Genomic DNA, 16,379 nt, shown 5'->3' with positions numbered 1-16,379 from the left:
CTTCCGCACACGGAAGCCGTTTTCCCCTGAACCTCGACGGATCACCGGTGGTCGGAGACTACAACGACGCCTGCTGACCGGCGTTGTCTTACCAGCACTCAAACAGGGGATTCTTCACATGGGCATCATCGCAACCATCATCATCGGTCTCATCGTCGGCCTGGTTGCCCGCTTCCTGAAGCCGGGCGACGACAGCATGGGCTGGATCATGACCATCATCCTGGGCATCGTCGGCTCCGTGGTCGCCACCTACCTGGGCCAGGCTCTGGGCATCTACCGTGCCGGTGAAGGCGCAGGTTTCATTGGTGCCGTGGTCGGCGCCATCATCGTGCTGTTCATCTACGGCATGGTGACCAAGCGTCGCTAAGACGCTGCTTCGCCTCGGCGAAGCCAAGTAGCACAGCATTTTCGCCCCTGGTGTCGCCCGTCGACCCAGGGGCTTTTTCATGGGCGAGGCTCTGCTTTGCGGCCTGGAGACTGGACCCCCGACCTGGCGCGCCTCACACTCGGACTTTTGCGTCCGACCTGCCGACCATGCCCAGACTGCTCATCGCCCTGCTGCTCGCTAGCCTGCCGCTGCTGACCCACGCCGCCAAGGGCGAACCCCCGGAAACCAACTGGCTCGATCTGCTCACCGCGGAGGATCGCCATGCCCTGGAAACCATGCCCGCAATCAGCCACAACAGCCCCGAGGCCCCCGGTGGTTTCGGCTCACCGGGCGGGCTCAAGCAGAAGGACAGTGGCCTGCCCGAGGTGATGCACTCCACCCGCACCGTGGCCGCCCTGGATGGCCAGAACGTTCGGCTGGGGGGATTCCCGGTGCCGCTGGAAACCGACGCCAAGGGCAATTTCCGCGAATTCTTCCTGGTGCCCTATCCGGGCGCCTGCATCCACGTCCCGCCGCCCCCGCCCAACCAGATCGTGCTGGTACGCTACCCCAAGGGCGTGCCGCTTCCCGACATCTACGAGCCCTACTGGGTCATCGGCACCCTGCACATCGAGGCGGTCGACAACGCCCTGGCCGAGGCGTCCTATACCCTGGACGCCAGCAAGGTCCGCAAGGTCGAAGAAAGTGATCTCTAACGATCGTAGGTTGGGTTGAGACAGCTCCACCGTCGCAGCCCAACAGCCAGAGGCAGCCCCGTAGCGTGGACAACGGCGCAGCCTTGTCCACCAACGATCACACGCAGACCCTAGGCCGGCTGCCGCTCGCCGTAGCGCTGCTCCAGATAGGCGATGATGTCGTCCGACTCGTACATCCACACGCTCTGGCTGCCTTCGTCGATCCGCAGGCAAGGCACCTTCACCCGGCCACCACCCTGTTCCAGCTCGGCGCGCAGTTGCGGGTCCTTCTTGATGTCCTTGAGGCGGATCGGCAGGTTCAGCCGATGCAGCGCCCGGCGCGTCTTCACGCAGAAGGGGCAGGCTTGGAACTGGTAGAGCGACAGATTCGCCAGCTCCGCCTCGATGGCAGCCTGAGCCTGCTCAGTGCGCTTGAGCTTGCGTGGCCGGGTCACCAGATCCAGGCCGACGATCACCTGGCCGAGGCCGTTGCGTAGCAGATTGATCAACGCGATTCACCTTGAGGGTCGTTCGAGCCGGGCAGTTTACCCTATCGCTCCCGGGCTGCCGCTCCGCCAGTCGTTACGGAACGTCACCCGCGGGGCAGGGCTCTACTAGAGGGATTAATTCCTTGATGGAGACCTGTTGCATGCCGCTGTCTTCCGCAGAGCGCGAAGCCTTTCGCCAGCTCGCTGCCGATCTTCCGGGTGTCGATCTTCCGGTCTATGAACAGTTCGCCAAAGACCCGCTGGACCCCATCATTGGTCTGGGCGATCCCGATGCGCCGCTAGGCTTCTTTGGTCGCGATCCAGGGCGGGACGAGGTGAAGTACGGCGAACCCTTCATCGGCAGCGGCGGCCAGATCGCCCGCAAGGTCCTCTATACCCACCTGTACGGCCAGCCCCCGGCCGATTTCGAAGCCACCCGCAGCCTGAGCCAGCAATTCTTCTGGGCCAACACCGTGCCCTACAAGCCGCTCGGCAACAAAGCCTGGTCGGAACGGGTGAAAAAGACCTTTCACCCCCTGATGCGCCGCCTGCTGATAGAGCACTGGCACGGCACCCAGCTCATCACCCTCGGCCGTGAAGCCTTCCTCTGGTTCGGCATCGGCCAAACCAAGGAAGAACGCGCCCGCCTGGAAGCTTTCTGGAAAAGCGAAGAGCGCTTCGAAAGTAGCATTGAGGTCACCCTGGAAACGGAAGAGGGCATCCGCAAGACGCTAACGCTTTACCCTCTGCCGCATCCTTCGCCGTTGAATCAGACTTGGTATACGAGGTTTCCGGGGTTGTTGGAGAGCAGGATTAAGAAACTCGTATAGTCTTATAAGACATTCCTAGCCAGATTGGATATTACAATGGAAGAGTTCTGGTCGTTCATATGCTCTATATTTGGGGCGGGACTAGGTACTTTCCTTGTAGGTTTCTTAGGAAAGACTTGGGTGGAGAATCGGGTAAAGGCAAGTATAGATCACGAGTATGCTAAAAGTTTGGAACGAATCAAGGATGAGATAATTAGAGATCAAGCTAGATCATTCGAAGAGTTAAAAAGAGAGCTCCAGATAAGAGATAGAGCGGCAAAGATCGCAGATCTAATTTCTGAATGGTATTCCTGGCTGAAGAGCCAAAAGCAGCTTGACCTATTGACTTTCGAAGCTTTTTTGTGGCTTCCCGATGAAATTCTAGAAGATCTCTCTGCAGTGCTTTCACATTCTCCCGGTGCGCCTGATGTTAGGTAGGTATTGAGTAAGGTTAGAAATCATTTGATAGGTGAGACTAACTTAGATCCGACGAAATTTATTATTTTTACGGAAGAAGCTATCAAGCGTTCTCACGAACGTAATTCCTCTTGGAAATCTTATTCGAAAGGTGTTCCCACTGGAGTGCCATCGCAAGATAGCAGTACGTAGTTCCTAAATAGTCTTAGAAGCCTAAAGCCAACCATATTCCGCCATCGACAAGGGCTCCCCATCCCCCACGATGAAATGATCCAGCACCCGCACATCGATCAGCGCCAGGGCGTCCTTGAGTCGGGTGGTGAGCAGGCGGTCGGCCTGGCTGGGTTCGGCGATGCCGGAAGGGTGGTTGTGGGTGAGGATGACGGCAGCGGCGTTGTGGGCGAGGGCGCGCTTGAGCACCTGGCGGGGGTAGACGCTGGCGCCGTCGATGGTGCCGTGGAACAGGGCTTCGAAGGCCAGCACCCGGTGGCGGGTGTCGAGGAACAGGCAGCCGAAGATCTCGTGGGGTTCGTGGCGCAGGCGGGCCTTTAGATAGTCACGGACCTGCTGGGGGCTTTCGAGGGCCAAGTCGCGCTTGAGGCCTTCGGCCAGGTGGCGGCGGCCCATTTCCAGGACCGCCTGCAACTGGCTGAACTTGGCCGGGCCGTGGCCGAGGTGAGCGCTGAAGGCGGCGAGATCGGCCTCCAGCAGGGCCCTCAGGCTGCCAAATTCCCCGAGCAAGTGGCGGGCGAGGTCCACCGCGCTTTTGCCGGCTACGCCGGTGCGCAAGAAGATCGCCAGCAGTTCGGCGTCGGTGAGGGCCTGGGCGCCTTGTTCCAGCAGTTTCTCCCGCGGCCGTTCCTGGGCCGGCCAATCCTTGATGCTCATGGACGCTCCTTGTCTGGCGGGGCGCCTGCGTCCGGCAGGCGCTGTGCTATCTTAACCGGATCATTCGCGGGTGCGCGCAGGCCTCGATTGGCCGTGCGATGCCCGCTCTAGACGGTTTGAGAACGGAAAGGCTATATGCAGCGGCTCAATCGTAAACGCATCGTGCTGGGCGTCGGAGGTGGCATCGCCGCTTACAAGAGCGCCGAGCTGGTGCGCCGACTCAAGGATCAGGGCGCCGAAGTGCGGGTGGTGCTGACCCGCGGCGGTCGCGAATTCATCACGCCGCTGACCCTGCAGGCACTGTCGGGTCTGCCGGTGCATCTGGATCTGCTGGACCCGGCCGCCGAAGCGGCCATGGGGCATATCGAGCTGGCCCGCTGGGCCGATCTGGTGCTGGTCGCGCCGGCCACCGCCGATGTCATGGCGCGCCTGGCCCAGGGCGTGGCGGATGATCTGCTCACGACGATCGTGTTGGCCACCGATGCCCGGGTCGCCCTGGCACCGGCCATGAATCAGGCCATGTGGCGCGATCCGGCCACCCAGGCCAATGCCGAGCTCTTGCGCAGCCGTGGCATCAAGCTGTTCGGCCCGGCCAGCGGCAGTCAGGCCTGTGGCGACGTCGGCCCCGGCCGGATGCTGGAGGCCACCGACCTTGCCCAGCTCGCCGCCGACTGCTTCCAGCGCCTCGACCTGACCGGTCGCCATGTGGTCATCACCGCGGGGCCGACCCAGGAAAACATCGATCCGGTGCGCTACATCACCAACCACAGCTCCGGCCGCATGGGCTTCGCCCTGGCGGAAGCGGCGGCGGAGGCGGGCGCGCGCGTCAGCCTGGTGAGCGGCCCGGTGCATCTGCCGACCCCCGATCGCGTCGAGCGTATCGACGTGATCAGCGCTCGCGACATGCTGGCCGCCTGCGAGGCGCTGATGCCCTGCGACGTGCTCATCGCCTCGGCGGCGGTGGCGGACTATCGCCCCGAGGTCATCGCGCCGCACAAGCTGAAGAAGGATCCCACCCGCGGTGATGGTCTCCTGCTGGAGCTGGTGCGCAACCCGGACATCCTCGCCACCCTGGCAGGGCGCCCGGATCGCCCCTTCAGCGTCGGCTTCGCCGCGGAAACCCAGAATCTGCTGGAGTACGCCCAGCGCAAGCTGCGCGACAAGAATCTCGACCTCATCGTCGCCAACGACGTGGCCAATCCGGCCATCGGCTTCAACAGCGAAGACAACGCGGTCACCGTGATCGACCGTGGCCTGCACGAGATCCGCTTCGAGCAGACCAGCAAGGGCAAGATCGCCCGGCAGCTCATCGCCCTGATTTCCACCCACCTGAAAGACACCACCCAGAACCATGCATAGCCTTCAAGCCAAGATCCTCGACCCGCGCCTGGGGCGCGATTTCCCGCTGCCGTCCTACGCCACCCCCGGCTCGGCCGGCCTCGACCTGCGCGCCATGCTGCAGGAGGATCTGGTGCTGGAGCCGGGGCAGACCGCGCTGATTCCCACCGGGCTCGCCATCCATGTGGCCGATCCGTCGCTGGCGGCGCTGATCCTGCCGCGCTCGGGCCTGGGCCATAAGCACGGCATCGTGCTGGGCAATCTGGTCGGCCTGATCGATTCGGACTACCAGGGCGAGCTGATGGTCTCCTGCTGGAATCGCGGCCAGACCACCTTCACCGTGAGCGTGGGCGAACGTATCGCCCAGCTGATGCTCGTACCTGTGGTGCAGGCGCACTTCGATATCGTCGACAGCTTTACCGAGACCGAGCGGGGCGCTGGCGGCTTCGGCCACTCCGGTACCCGCTGACGCCAGACACGCAAGGCGCGCCGTGACATAAAGGAGAAGAACGGCATGGCAAGGGGCAAGAACGACAAGGATGTGCGCAAGGCGGCTCCCCGGGTCGCTGGCTTGCCCGGCATGGGCGCGGGACTGCTGCTGGCGCTCGCCGGCCTGCTGCTGGCCGCGCTGCTGCTGTGGTTCCTGGTGTTGCAGCCGCAGGGCGCGCGCAACCAGGAGCAGCAGGCGGACCAGGCGCTGCAGGCGCAGGCGACCTCTCTCAATCAGCTGCTGGTCGGCCTGACCCGCCGGCTGCAGGGTGTCGCCGGGGATGCCCTGGTGCTGCAGGCCCTGCAGGGCGACGATCCGGCGGCGCGCGCGGCGGCGGAAAGCCAGCTGCGCGAGCGCCTCGGCGTGGTCGACGTGCTGGTGGTGCCAGCCGGCATGCGCCAGATCGAAGACGATCGTCCCGGCCCCCTCAACTATGCCGCCCTCGATCTGCTCAAGCGCCTGGAAAGCGGCCAGCGGACCCCGCCGGAAGCCTATCGACTGGGTAATCGCTGGCTGGTCTACAGCGCCCAACCCATCCGCCGCGGCGATCAGCTGCTTGGCAGCGCCGTGCTGGTGGAAGAACTCCCGGCCGTCTTGCAGGGCTGGGCCACGCCACCGGCGAATGTCGGTCAGTGGCGCCTGCTGCAGCAATTTCCCGGTGGCAGCGTGCAGGTGCTGGCCAGTGGCGGCAGCCCGGGTGATCCGGCGCTGATGCGGCGGCTCGCCACCGGCAGCCCGCTCTGGACGCTGGAGCTGGCACCCGCCGCCGAGGCCGGCGCCGATACACCGCTGGGCATCCCCCTGGTGGCGCTGCTGCTGGCGCTGTTTGGCGTGCTGGCGGGCTTTTGGCTGTTTTCCCGGGAGCTGTCACGCCGGCTCCGTGACGACGTCCGCAGTCTGACGGCCTATGCCGAGGAACTAGAAGCCAATCAGATAGCCAAAAGCCCGACTTTGCGCCTGGCGGTAATGGAACCCGTGGCCAAGTCGACGGCCCGATTGGCCAGCCGATCGGCCGGGTCGTCGCCGGACCTGTACGCCACCGCTCCCAGCGATGCGGTGGCCAAGACCCTGGCGGAGTTTGCCGACAGAGGCCGTTCTCAGCAGAGCGAGCCGCTGTTCCAGACCACCGACATCCTCGATATCAGTATCCTCGACGAAGACCAGGATCTCCTGGGATTGGAGAAACCCCCGATGAGCACTACCCCGCAAGCCCCCCAACTCAACGCCAGCATCTTCCGCGCCTACGACATCCGTGGCGTGGTGGGTGACTCCCTGACCGCCGAAGCCGCCTACTGGATCGGGCGCGCCATCGGCTCGGAGAGCCTGGCACGTGGCGAGCCCAACGTGGCCGTCGGCCGTGACGGCCGCCTGTCCGGCCCCGAGCTGGTCGCCCAACTGATCAAGGGCGTGGCCGACAGCGGCGCCAATGTCAGCGATGTCGGCATGGTGCCGACCCCGGTGCTCTACTACGCCGCCAACGTGCTCGAAGGCAAATCCGGCGTCATGTTGACCGGCAGCCACAACCCGCCGGACTACAACGGCTTCAAGATCGTCATCGCCGGCGAGACCCTGGCCAACGAATCCATCCAGCGTCTGCGCGAGCGCATCGAGACCGGTGACGTGGCCAGCGGCCAGGGCCAGATCAAGCAGGTCGACGTGCTCAAGAGCTACGCCGACTACATCCGCAACGACGTGGTACTGGCCAAGAAGCTCAAGGTGGTGGTGGATGCCGGCAACGGTGTCGCCGCGGTCAATGCGCCCCAGCTGATCGAATCCCTGGGCTGCGAGGTCATCCCGCTGTTCTGCGAGGTGGATGGCAACTTCCCCAACCACCACCCGGATCCGGGCAAGCCCGAGAACCTGGAAGACCTGATCGCCAAGGTCAAGGAAACCGGTGCCGACCTGGGCCTGGCTTTTGATGGCGACGGCGACCGCGTCGGCGTGGTGACCAACGAAGGCAAGATCATCTATCCCGATCAGCTGCTGATGCTGTTCGCCAAGGACGTGGTCTCCCGCAACCCGGGCGCCGACATCATCTTCGACGTCAAATGCACCCGTCGCCTGAACAACCTCATCGCCGGCTACGGCGGTCGTCCCATCATGTGGAAGACCGGCCACTCGCTGATCAAGAAGAAGATGAAGGAAACCGGCGCGCTGCTGGCCGGCGAGATGAGCGGCCACGTGTTCTTCAAGGAGCGCTGGTTCGGTTTCGACGACGGCATCTACAGCGCCGTGCGTCTGCTGGAGATCCTCAGCCAGGAGAAGAACAGCGCCCAACAGGTGTTCGATACCTTCCCGGTAGACATCTCCACCCCGGAGATCAATATCCAGGTGACCGAAGAGAACAAGTTCGGCATCATCGAAACCCTGCAGCGCGACGCCCAGTGGGGCGATGCCCAGATCACCACCCTGGACGGCGTCCGCGTCGATTACCAGAACGGTTGGGGCCTGGTGCGTGCGTCCAACACCACGCCGGTGCTGGTGCTGCGCTTCGAGGCAGAAACCCTCGAAGAGCTGGAGCGCATCAAGACGGTGTTCCGCAAGCAGCTGCTGGCGGTACAGCCGGATCTGAATCTGCCGTTCTGACCTTGGGTCAGCGGTAGCACAGAGGGCGCCTAGGCGCCCTTTGTCTTTTCTATGTCGACCTTGAGAGGTGAGCCATGACTCTGAGCCGCGAGGATGCCTCGCACGTCGCCGAGGTGCTGTCCGAGGCGCTGCCCTATATCCGCCGGTTCGTCGGCAAGACGCTGGTGATCAAGTACGGCGGCAACGCCATGGAGAGCGACGAGCTCAAGGCCGGTTTCGCCCGTGACATCGTGCTGATGAAGGCGGTGGGCATCAACCCGGTGGTGGTGCATGGCGGCGGTCCGCAGATCGGCGACCTGCTCAAGCGCCTGTCCATCGAAAGCCACTTCATCGATGGCATGCGCGTCACCGACGCCCAGACCATGGATGTGGTGGAGATGGTGCTGGGCGGCCAGGTCAACAAGGACATCGTCAATCTGATCAACCGCCATGGCGGCAAGGCCATCGGCCTGACCGGCAAGGACGCGGGCCTGATCCGCGCCACCAAGCTCAAGGTCAGCCGGCAGACGCCGGAAATGACCAAGCCGGAGATCATCGACATCGGCCATGTGGGCGAGGTCACCGGGGTCAACACCGACCTGATCAACATGCTGGTGCGTGGCGACTTCATCCCGGTCATCGCGCCCATCGGTGTGGGTCCGGACGGCGAGTCCTACAACATCAACGCCGACCTGGTGGCGGGCAAGGTGGCCGAGGCACTCAAGGCCGAGAAGCTGATGCTGCTGACCAACATCGCCGGTCTGATGGACAAGCAGGGCCAGGTGCTCACCGGGCTGTCCACCGAGCAGGTCAATTCGCTGATCGCCGACGGCACCATCTACGGCGGCATGCTGCCGAAGATCCGCTGCGCGCTGGAAGCGGTGCAGGGCGGCGTGCAGAGCGCCCACATCATCGATGGCCGGGTGCCCAACGCGGTGCTGCTGGAAATCTTCACCGACGTCGGCGTCGGTACCCTGATCTCCAACCGCAAGCGCTGAGCGCTTTCGGTCGGACCAGAAACGGCGCCCCAGGGCGCCGTTTCTATTGCTGGCCCGGATTCAGGACTCCCAACTGGCCTTGGGCAGGGTCAGGCCATGCTGGCCGTTGTAGGCCGCCCGCTTGGGCGATTCCCAACCCTGCAGCAACGCCTCCTCGACCCGGTAGATCTCCACGCCCAACGGGCGGCAGACCTTGAGCGGGTCCTCTGCGTCAGGACCCCACATCGCCAGGGACAGATCGCCGCCCGGGCAGGTGGACAGGGCGCAGAGCACGTCGATCTCGGCGAAGAATTCCAGGTAGTCGCCGGGTTTGGCCGGGCAGGCCTTCATGAAATACAGGTCGTCATGGTTGAGCCCGGTGCACTGGAAGATGTTCAGCACATCGTGGACATCGAACTCGGTGAGACCGTGGGGCAGCACCGCGCGGGTCAGATTCGAGTGGCAGTGGTGGTGGAAGTCCTCGCCGGTGAGCATCTTGTTGACGTAGGGATCGCAGCGGGTGCCGAGCAGATCGTGCAGGCGGCCGCCGTGTTCGTCGATGCCGTAGCCGGCCAGGCTGTCGTCGGTGATGGTCAGCAGCGGACGCAGGAAGGGCAGGTTCGACCAGAGGCGGTCGTAGATGCTGACGTGGGCCCCCTGCAGTTGCCGGGTACGCGCGGCCCACATGCGTTCGCGTGGGTCCTCGGCGTTCCAGACGTTGAAGTCGCCCACCTGGGGACCGTGCGGGGTGGTGACGCGGAACAGATGGCCCGCCGGGACCTTCCAGGCGCGACCGGTACGGATCGGGATCTCGAATTGCTCGATCAGGGTACGCGCGTCCTTGTCCTCGCGCAGGCGATCGTAGAAGGCCTGGTCGACCTGCAGGGCGGAACCCTGGGTGGACTGGTAGGCGGCGGGGTAGTCCTTGTACATGGGAGGTCTCCTCGGTCAGAGCGGCCTGGCTGCGCTCAGCAGATCCAGCAGCCGGTTTTCGGAATCGTCGAGATAGCTGGCCATGGCCTCGGCCGCCGCCTGGCGCTGTCCGGCGGCGAGCAGGTCGTGGATCTGGCGGTCGCGGATGATCCAGGGCCGCTGGAAGTGCTCCTCGTCGGGCGCGAGGGAAAACAGCAGGCGTATCTGGGCGGCGACGGTGGCGAAGAATTCATCGAACAACGGACTGCCCAGCAGGCCGACGATGTGCTGATGGAAATGCAGGCCATGGGTGCCGAGGGCGCGCCAGTCTTCACGCGACTGCGCCAGTTCGGCGGCCTCCAGGGCGTCCAGCATCCGATCGGACTGGTATTCGCGCAGCGGGCGGCTGGTGAGGATGGCCTGCAGTTCCAGGGTGCGGCGCACGGTAAAGAGGTCGCGCACCTCGGCCAGGCCCAGGCGCCGCACCATCACCCCCTTGTGCCGCACATAGGTGGCCAGGCCCTCGCGATCCAGCTGGTGCAGGGCTTCGCGAATGGTGTTGCGCGAGGCGTTGTAGGCCTTGACCAGTTCAGCCTCGACCAGCGCCGTACCGGGTAGCAGGCGACCGCCGATGATGTCCTCGCGCATTTCCTGCAGCAGCTGAGCCCCCAAGGACAGCGCGCCTGCGTCTTTGCCGCTCATAGGTCTTCAAGCCCGATTGTTCAACAATACGTAGAAAATCGAACTGCACGGTACGTGCCAGAATATGGCGTGAAGAGGCGGCAACCTTGTCGTGCCGCCCAGCATGCCATCGGCGGAGGGGGCCGCCGGCAGTGAACGCAGAAAGGCTAGCGATCCGTGGCCTGAGCCGCTTCTAGGCGCTGCATGCGCGCACGATCGGCGTCGAAGGCTGCGCTGGTGCTGGTGCGCAATTCGGCGTAGCGCTGCAGATCGGCCTGCAGACGCACCTGATCGGCCGCCGCGGCGTCGAGGCGGGCCTGAAGGTCCGCCGGCAGCGCCTGGCCATTGCGCTGCTGCACCGCCGCCTGCTCCATCAACTGGCTCTGCAGCTGGCGTGCCGCCTCAAGGTTAGCCTTCTTGATCTGCATCAGGCCATCGAGCTCTGTCAGCTTGCGCGCCTTGGCGCGGTCGACGTCCTCGACATTGCTGTAGAGCTTGCGCAACTGGCCATCGACGACCGCCTGCTGGCGCTCGCGCGCCTGGCGGTCGAGTTCGGCGGCGGGCAGGGCTGGGGCGACCTTGCGGATCACCCGGCCCTGCTCGTTGAGCACGTCATAGCCCTTGCCAGCGTATTCCGGCGGCACGCCCTGGCGGTCGATGACCAGGGTGCCGTTGCGGTCCAGATAGCGGTACAGCTCGGCCGCCTGGCCGGCCAGGGGCAGGGCGATGAGCAACAGGCTGGCAGCGGCGCGACGTACGACCATGGCTGTCTCTCCTGGGGCTAGATGCCGTATTGAGCGCGATAGTCCTGGACGGCGGGGAGGTGACGCTTGAGCTCGGCGTCCTCGGCCAGGTATTCGAGCACCTGATCCAGCGCCACGATGCTGAGCACCGGAATGCCGTAGTCGCGCTCGACTTCCTGGATGGCCGACAATTCGCCGCGGCCACGCTCCTGGCGGTTCAGGGCGATGAGCACCCCGGCCGCACTGGCGCCCTGGCCTTCGATGATCTGCATGACCTCGCGGATGGCGGTGCCGGCGGTGATGACGTCATCGATGATCAGCGCCCGACCGGTCAGGGGCGCGCCCACCAGCAGGCCGCCTTCGCCGTGGTCCTTGGCTTCCTTGCGGTTGAAGCACCAGGGCACGTCGCGGCCGTGGTGATCGACCAGGGCCACCGCCGTGGCCGCGGCCAGGGGGATGCCCTTGTAGGCCGGGCCGAAGAGCACGTCGAAGGGCAGGTTGGTCTGCACCAGCGCATCGGCATAGCAACGGCCGAGCTGGGCCAGGGCCGCACCGCTGTGGAACAGGCCGGCGTTGAAGAAATAGGGGCTGATACGACCCGATTTCAGGGTGAATTCACCAAAGCGCAGAACTCCGCGCTCGATGGCGAAACGAATGAAATTACGCTGATACGCCTGCATATAAGTCCTTGCGCGGCTTGTATTTAGCTAAACCGGTTTAGCTCGGGTATCATACATCCACGATTTTTTGGGGGCCATTTATGCGGATCATCAGCTTGAACGTCAATGGTATTCAGGACGCTGTGGAGCGGGGCCTGTTGCCCTGGCTTAAGGCGCAGAATGCCGACGTGATCTGCTTGCAGGATACGCGCGCCTCTTCTTACGACATGGACGATCCGGCCTATGCGCTGGAGGGTTACATCCTCTATGCCTGCGACGCCGAAGTGCCGTCCCAGGGCGGGGTGGCACTCTATACGCGGGTCCAGCCGAAGGCGGTGATCAGCGGCCTGGGCTTCGAGTCCTGCGATCGCTTCGGTCGCTACCTGCAGGCGGACTTCGACAAGGTCAGCATCGCCAGCCTGCTGCTGCCCTCGGGTAAGCGCGGTGACGAAGACCTGAACATGAAATTCAAGTTCATGGACGACTTCACCCACTACCTGAACAAGCAGCGCCGCAAGCGTCGCGAGTACATCTATTGCGGCTCGCTGTACGTGGCTCACCAGAAGCAGGACGTGAAGAACTGGCGCGACTGCCAGCAGATCCCCGGTTTCCTGGCGCCCGAGCGGGCCTGGATGGACGAGGTGATCGGCAACATGGGCTATGTGGATGCCCTGCGCGAAGTGAGCCGCGAAGGCGACCAGTTCAGCTGGTGGCCGGACAGCGACCAGGCCGAGCACCTCAACCTGGGCTGGCGCTTCGACTACAACATCCTGACCCCGGGTCTGCGCCGCTTCGTCCGCTCGGCGCGCCTGCCACGGCAGCCGCGCTTCTCCGAGCACGCGCCGCTGATCGTCGACTACGACTGGACCCTGAGCATCTGATCCAGACGCTGCTCCAGAACGAAAAAACCAGCCCGAGGGCTGGTTTTTTGTTGGGCGACTATTTCACCAGGATCACCGGCAAGGGCACCTGATGGACCACGCGATGGGCCACCGAGCCGAGCAGCAGGCCGCTGAGCGAGCCCAGGCCGCGGGTGCCCATGACCACGGTGTCCACCTGCAGGCGCCGCGCCGTCTCGCCGATGGTCTCGGCGATGCCGCCGAAGCCCACGTGGGTCTGGGCCTCGATACCGGCTTCGAGCAGGGCCGGGCGCGCCCGGACGAGGATGTCTTCGGCCTTGTCCTGCAGGCTGCCGCGCCATTCGCGCAGGATGCGGTCGTCGAAGGGCGCGCCGTAGATCTCCGGCTCGTTCTGGACGTTGAGCAGGTGCAGCTCCAGCGACAGCCCGGCCTTCACCAGGTCGAGGATGTAGCGCAGGGCGTTGTCGGCGCTGGGGGAACCGTCGTAGGCGACCAGGACATTGTGCATGGGGCATCTCCACGAGAGGGGTATGCCTTCATGCTAGACCCTGGCTGTCAGGGACGCTTGATCCCAATCAAGGCCGCGGCCTCAATGCCCCACCCAGTTGCGCGCGCCCTTGGGAATCACCTCGGATTCGTCCAGCTTGCTGGCGAACATGCTCACGGCTTCCACGGCGTCGCTGGCCCCATCGCGGATCTGCACGATCACCGCACCGGCCTGGTCGGCCAGCTCGACGCCCTTGACCGCTCGACCCTGGGTGCTTTCCATGCTGGCGACCGCCTGCTGGGTCTCGCTCAGGATCCGCCCGATCATCTCGGCGATTTCCGCCGTGGCGCTGCTGGTACGTCCCGCCAGCTGGCGGACCTCGTCGGCGACCACGGCGAAGCCACGCCCCTGGTCACCGGCGCGCGCGGCCTCGATGGCGGCGTTGAGCGCCAGCAGGTTGGTCTGGTCGGCGATGCCGCGGATGGTGTTGACGATGGCGGTGATCTGCTCGGAGCGCTGTCCCAGCTGGCCGATCACCTCGGCGGAGGCGCTGACGTTGTGGGCGATCTCGCGCATCTCGCCGGCGGCCGCCTGGATGATCCGGGTGCCGTGCTCGGCGACCTTCTCGGTCTCGGCGGAGATGTGATAGGCCCGCGAGGCGCTGCGGCTGTCGCTTTCGTGCTTTTCCACCCGCTCGCTTATGTCGCTGGCGTACTTGACCACCTTGTATAGCCGACCGGTGGCGTCGTACACCGGGTTGTAGCTCGCCTCCAGCCAGACCACCCGGCCGTGCTTACCCAGCCGCTTGAACTGGCCGCGAAAGAACTCGCCGGCATTGAGGCGGCGCCAGAAGTCGGCGTATTCACTGCTATTGACCAGGGCCGGCTCGCAGAACAGGCGATGCTGCTGGCCCTGGATCTCCTTTAGGCTGTAGCCCAGGGTGGCCAGGAAATTGTCGTTGGCCGTGAGGATGCGCCCGTCCAGGTCGAATTCGATGCGCGCAAGGGCGCGGTCCAAGGCCTTGAGGTTGCTCTGGGCTTCGCTGTCGCGCTCGACCTGGGCGGTGACGTCGAGGGCGTACTTCACCACCTTGGCGATCCTGCCGCTGCTGTCGGGCACCGGGTTGTAGCTGGCTTCCAGCCAGAGGGTACGGCCCTGGGCGTCCAGGCGGTGGAAAGTGCCGGAAACGAAATCGCCGCGCTTGAGGCGGGCCCAGAAATCGCCATAGTCGCGACCCTGCACCACGTTGGCCGGACAGAGCCGGCGATGGTGCTGACCGACCAGGGTGTCGGCACGATAGCCGGTCAGGCGGAGAAAGTTGTCGTTGGCACGCAGGACGGTACCGTCGGGATCGAACTCGATCACCGCCATGGACCGCTCCAGCGCCTGGGTCAGGCCCTGGTTGGCGTGCAACTCGGCCTCCAGCCGAGCGATGGTCTTCTTGTGGTGCGCATTGAACATGGCAGAACTCGCTGGCCGGGGGAGAGGTAGTCAGCCTATCGGCGCGGATCGGGGCGACTTGATGGCACCCGGCGAACGGCAGAACTCGGCCGTTGAGTGGCTGTCGCAAACGCGCCGGCCCGGGGCGTAAACAGGCATCTTGGGGTCTGGGGCCGGGCCTACCATCGCGGCCAAGGGGGGTGGTTTTCACCGCCACAGACTTTAGGAGCGCCGCGATGTTCAGCAAGCAGGACCAAATCCAGGGCTACGATGATGCGTTGTTCGCCGCCATGGGCGAGGAAGCGCGGCGCCAGGAGCATCACCTGGAACTGATCGCGTCCGAAAACTACACCAGCCAGCGCGTCATGGAAGCCCAGGGCAGCGTGCTGACCAACAAGTACGCCGAAGGCTATCCGGGCAAGCGCTACTACGGTGGCTGCGAGCATGTCGACAAGGTCGAGCAGCTGGCCATCGAGCGCGCCAAGCAGTTGTTCGGCGCCGACTACGCCAACGTCCAGCCGCACTCCGGCTCCCAGGCCAACTCGGCCGTGTACCTGGCGCTTGTGCAGCCTGGCGACACCATCCTGGGCATGAGCCTGGCCCACGGCGGTCACCTGACCCACGGCGCCAAGGTCAGCTCCTCCGGCAAGCTCTACAACGCCGTCCAGTACGGCATCGACACCGACACCGGGCTGATCGACTACGACGAGATCCAGCGTCTGGCCGAAGAGCACAAGCCCAAGATGATCGTGGCGGGTTTCTCCGCCTACTCCAAGACCCTGGACTTCCAGCGCTTCCGCGACATCGCCGACAGCGTAGGTGCCCTGCTGTTCGTCGACATGGCCCATGTGGCCGGTCTGGTCGCCGCCGGGGTCTACCCGAACCCGGTGCCCTTCGCCGACGTGGTGACCACCACCACCCACAAGACCCTGCGCGGCCCCCGTGGCGGCCTGATCCTGTGCAAGGCCAACGCCGACATCGAGAAGAAGCTCAATGCCGCGGTATTCCCGGGTGCCCAGGGTGGTCCGCTGATGCACGTCATCGCCGGCAAGGCGGTGTGCTTCAAGGAAGCCCTCGAGCCGGGCTTCAAGACCTATCAGCAGCAGGTGATCAGGAACGCCCAGGCCATGGCCGGCGTGTTCAAGGCCCGCGGCTTCGACGTGGTCTCCGGTGGCACCGACAACCACCTGTTTCTGGTCAGCCTGATCAAGCAGGGCATCACCGGCAAGGACGCGGACGCCGCCCTGGGGCGCGCCTGCATCACCGTGAACAAGAACGCCGTGCCCAACGATCCCCAGTCGCCCTTCGTGACCTCGGGTCTGCGCATCGGCACTCCGGCCCTGACCACCCGTGGCCTGGGCGTCAGCGAAAGCGAACGCGTCGCCGGCTGGATCTGCGACATCCTCGACCACCTCGGCGATGCCGATGTGGAAGCCCAGGTGGCGCGCCAGGTGGCCGCGCTGTGCCGCGACTACCCGGTTTACCGCTAGTCGCCACGCGCCTGACGCAACCCTTATCCAACCCCTTTCCCCCTTTGCGGAAAGGGGCGTCGTCTGCAGGAGT

At 64.7% G+C, this 16,379-nt stretch carries 17 protein-coding genes and 2 pseudogenes; 10 read left to right on the top strand and 9 right to left on the bottom strand.

The features are described from left to right. Window positions 1-118 precede the first annotated feature (118 nt). Together POR01S_RS07345 and POR01S_RS07340 are read left to right on the top strand one after the other, a co-directional pair. Window positions 119-367 carry a GlsB/YeaQ/YmgE family stress response membrane protein gene (locus POR01S_RS07345; RefSeq protein ID WP_007160058.1) on the top strand — a complete coding sequence of 83 codons (249 nt, stop codon included), beginning with the start codon at window positions 119-121 and terminating at the stop codon, window positions 365-367. Between the two features lie 167 nt (window positions 368-534). Next, window positions 535-1,083 carry a DUF3299 domain-containing protein gene (locus POR01S_RS07340; protein ID WP_042134872.1) on the top strand — a complete coding sequence of 183 codons (549 nt, stop codon included), beginning with the start codon at window positions 535-537 and terminating at the stop codon, window positions 1,081-1,083. Window positions 1,084-1,193: 110 nt separating this feature from the next. Here POR01S_RS07340 and POR01S_RS07335 read toward each other — a convergent pair whose 3' ends face one another. Further along, entirely contained in the window at window positions 1,194-1,571 is a 378-nt protein-coding gene (locus POR01S_RS07335) for a glutaredoxin family protein (RefSeq protein WP_042134870.1), read from the bottom strand. Between the two features lie 140 nt (window positions 1,572-1,711). Here POR01S_RS07335 and POR01S_RS07330 point away from each other — a divergent pair, with 140 nt between their 5' ends. Together POR01S_RS07330 and POR01S_RS23660 are read left to right on the top strand one after the other, a co-directional pair. Continuing rightward, window positions 1,712-2,380 (top strand): uracil-DNA glycosylase family protein, encoded by a 669-nt coding sequence (locus POR01S_RS07330; protein ID WP_042134867.1) that lies wholly within the window; start codon window positions 1,712-1,714, stop codon window positions 2,378-2,380. 36 nt (window positions 2,381-2,416) lie between these two features. Continuing rightward, a complete protein-coding gene (locus POR01S_RS23660) occupies window positions 2,417-2,797 on the top strand; it encodes a hypothetical protein (RefSeq protein ID WP_147302577.1) in 381 nt (126 codons plus the stop codon). A 192-nt stretch (window positions 2,798-2,989) separates the two neighbouring features. Here the strand turns inward: POR01S_RS23660 and radC are convergent, their stop codons facing one another. Further along, a complete protein-coding gene (gene radC, locus POR01S_RS07325) occupies window positions 2,990-3,664 on the bottom strand; it encodes a RadC family protein (protein ID WP_042134865.1) in 675 nt (224 codons plus the stop codon). 135 nt (window positions 3,665-3,799) lie between these two features. Here radC and coaBC point away from each other — a divergent pair, with 135 nt between their 5' ends. The 4 genes from coaBC (at window position 3,800) to argB (ending at window position 9,055) form a co-directional block, all read left to right on the top strand. Then, window positions 3,800-5,023, top strand: coding sequence for a bifunctional phosphopantothenoylcysteine decarboxylase/phosphopantothenate--cysteine ligase CoaBC (coaBC, locus tag POR01S_RS07320; RefSeq protein ID WP_042134862.1), 1,224 nt, complete (start codon window positions 3,800-3,802; stop codon window positions 5,021-5,023). Continuing rightward, a complete protein-coding gene (gene dut, locus POR01S_RS07315) occupies window positions 5,016-5,471 on the top strand; it encodes a dUTP diphosphatase (RefSeq protein WP_027598635.1) in 456 nt (151 codons plus the stop codon). The genes coaBC and dut overlap by 8 nt, the downstream gene beginning before the upstream one ends. Window positions 5,472-6,683: 1,212 nt before the next feature. Further along, a complete protein-coding gene (gene algC / locus POR01S_RS23905; RefSeq protein WP_197027426.1) occupies window positions 6,684-8,078 on the top strand; it encodes a phosphomannomutase/phosphoglucomutase in 1,395 nt (464 codons plus the stop codon). A gap of 74 nt (window positions 8,079-8,152) precedes the next feature. Continuing rightward, window positions 8,153-9,055, top strand: coding sequence for an acetylglutamate kinase (gene argB, locus POR01S_RS07305; RefSeq protein ID WP_007160051.1), 903 nt, complete (start codon window positions 8,153-8,155; stop codon window positions 9,053-9,055). Between the two features lie 60 nt (window positions 9,056-9,115). On the opposite strand, the gene POR01S_RS07300 is transcribed toward argB, so the two are convergent. The 4 genes from POR01S_RS07300 to pyrE all read right to left on the bottom strand — a co-directional run bounded on the left by POR01S_RS07300 (window position 9,116) and on the right by pyrE (window position 12,050). After that, on the bottom strand, window positions 9,116-9,967 hold the full coding sequence (locus tag POR01S_RS07300; RefSeq protein WP_042134858.1) for an urea carboxylase-associated family protein: 852 nt from the start codon (window positions 9,965-9,967) through the stop codon (window positions 9,116-9,118). A gap of 15 nt (window positions 9,968-9,982) precedes the next feature. Continuing rightward, window positions 9,983-10,648: a GntR family transcriptional regulator gene (locus tag POR01S_RS07295; RefSeq protein WP_042134856.1), complete on the bottom strand. Its 666-nt coding sequence runs from the start codon at window positions 10,646-10,648 to the stop codon at window positions 9,983-9,985. 146 nt (window positions 10,649-10,794) lie between these two features. After that, window positions 10,795-11,391, bottom strand: a complete 597-nt coding sequence (locus POR01S_RS07290) for a hypothetical protein (protein ID WP_042134854.1) — start codon at window positions 11,389-11,391, stop codon at window positions 10,795-10,797. A 17-nt stretch (window positions 11,392-11,408) separates the two neighbouring features. Continuing rightward, entirely contained in the window at window positions 11,409-12,050 is a 642-nt protein-coding gene (pyrE, locus tag POR01S_RS07285; protein ID WP_042134852.1) for an orotate phosphoribosyltransferase, read from the bottom strand. 80 nt (window positions 12,051-12,130) lie between these two features. On the opposite strand from pyrE, the gene crc reads away from it, so the two are divergent. After that, on the top strand, window positions 12,131-12,910 hold the full coding sequence (gene crc, locus POR01S_RS07280; RefSeq protein ID WP_007160046.1) for a catabolite repression control protein Crc: 780 nt from the start codon (window positions 12,131-12,133) through the stop codon (window positions 12,908-12,910). A gap of 58 nt (window positions 12,911-12,968) precedes the next feature. On the opposite strand, the gene POR01S_RS07275 is transcribed toward crc, so the two are convergent. The 3 genes and pseudogenes from POR01S_RS07275 to POR01S_RS24250 form a co-directional block, all read right to left on the bottom strand. Further along, complete coding sequence (locus POR01S_RS07275; protein ID WP_007160045.1) at window positions 12,969-13,397, bottom strand: universal stress protein; 429 nt, start codon at window positions 13,395-13,397, stop codon at window positions 12,969-12,971. An 81-nt stretch (window positions 13,398-13,478) separates the two neighbouring features. Continuing rightward, a pseudogene (locus POR01S_RS24255) lies at window positions 13,479-13,955 on the bottom strand (methyl-accepting chemotaxis protein); the annotation flags it as partial. Window positions 13,956-14,066: 111 nt separating this feature from the next. Then, window positions 14,067-14,837 (bottom strand): annotated as a pseudogene (locus POR01S_RS24250) (PAS domain-containing protein); the annotation flags it as partial. A 215-nt stretch (window positions 14,838-15,052) separates the two neighbouring features. Here POR01S_RS24250 and glyA point away from each other — a divergent pair. Beyond that, window positions 15,053-16,306, top strand: a complete 1,254-nt coding sequence (gene glyA / locus POR01S_RS07265) for a serine hydroxymethyltransferase (RefSeq protein ID WP_042134847.1) — start codon at window positions 15,053-15,055, stop codon at window positions 16,304-16,306. The last annotated feature ends 73 nt before the right edge of the window (window positions 16,307-16,379 follow it).

Source organism: Pseudomonas oryzihabitans NBRC 102199 (assembly GCF_000730625.1).
GTDB classification, from domain to species: Bacteria; Pseudomonadota; Gammaproteobacteria; order Pseudomonadales; family Pseudomonadaceae; genus Chryseomonas; species Chryseomonas oryzihabitans.
Note: the sequence above shows the minus strand (reverse complement) of the source record. Positions and strands in the feature narration are given on the sequence as shown.

Coding starts and splice junctions, on each gene's coding strand:
- POR01S_RS07345 (WP_007160058.1), top strand. CDS start 119: ATGGGCATCATCGCAACCATCATCATCGGTCTCATCGTCGGCCTGGTT.
- POR01S_RS07340 (WP_042134872.1), top strand. CDS start 535: ATGCCCAGACTGCTCATCGCCCTGCTGCTCGCTAGCCTGCCGCTGCTG.
- POR01S_RS07330 (WP_042134867.1), top strand. CDS start 1,712: ATGCCGCTGTCTTCCGCAGAGCGCGAAGCCTTTCGCCAGCTCGCTGCC.
- POR01S_RS23660 (WP_147302577.1), top strand. CDS start 2,417: ATGGAAGAGTTCTGGTCGTTCATATGCTCTATATTTGGGGCGGGACTA.
- radC (WP_042134865.1), bottom strand. CDS start 3,664: ATGAGCATCAAGGATTGGCCGGCCCAGGAACGGCCGCGGGAGAAACTG.
- coaBC (WP_042134862.1), top strand. CDS start 3,800: ATGCAGCGGCTCAATCGTAAACGCATCGTGCTGGGCGTCGGAGGTGGC.
- dut (WP_027598635.1), top strand. CDS start 5,016: ATGCATAGCCTTCAAGCCAAGATCCTCGACCCGCGCCTGGGGCGCGAT.
- algC (WP_197027426.1), top strand. CDS start 6,684: ATGAGCACTACCCCGCAAGCCCCCCAACTCAACGCCAGCATCTTCCGC.
- argB (WP_007160051.1), top strand. CDS start 8,153: ATGACTCTGAGCCGCGAGGATGCCTCGCACGTCGCCGAGGTGCTGTCC.
- POR01S_RS07300 (WP_042134858.1), bottom strand. CDS start 9,967: ATGTACAAGGACTACCCCGCCGCCTACCAGTCCACCCAGGGTTCCGCC.
- POR01S_RS07295 (WP_042134856.1), bottom strand. CDS start 10,648: ATGAGCGGCAAAGACGCAGGCGCGCTGTCCTTGGGGGCTCAGCTGCTG.
- POR01S_RS07290 (WP_042134854.1), bottom strand. CDS start 11,391: ATGGTCGTACGTCGCGCCGCTGCCAGCCTGTTGCTCATCGCCCTGCCC.
- pyrE (WP_042134852.1), bottom strand. CDS start 12,050: ATGCAGGCGTATCAGCGTAATTTCATTCGTTTCGCCATCGAGCGCGGA.
- crc (WP_007160046.1), top strand. CDS start 12,131: ATGCGGATCATCAGCTTGAACGTCAATGGTATTCAGGACGCTGTGGAG.
- POR01S_RS07275 (WP_007160045.1), bottom strand. CDS start 13,397: ATGCACAATGTCCTGGTCGCCTACGACGGTTCCCCCAGCGCCGACAAC.
- glyA (WP_042134847.1), top strand. CDS start 15,053: ATGTTCAGCAAGCAGGACCAAATCCAGGGCTACGATGATGCGTTGTTC.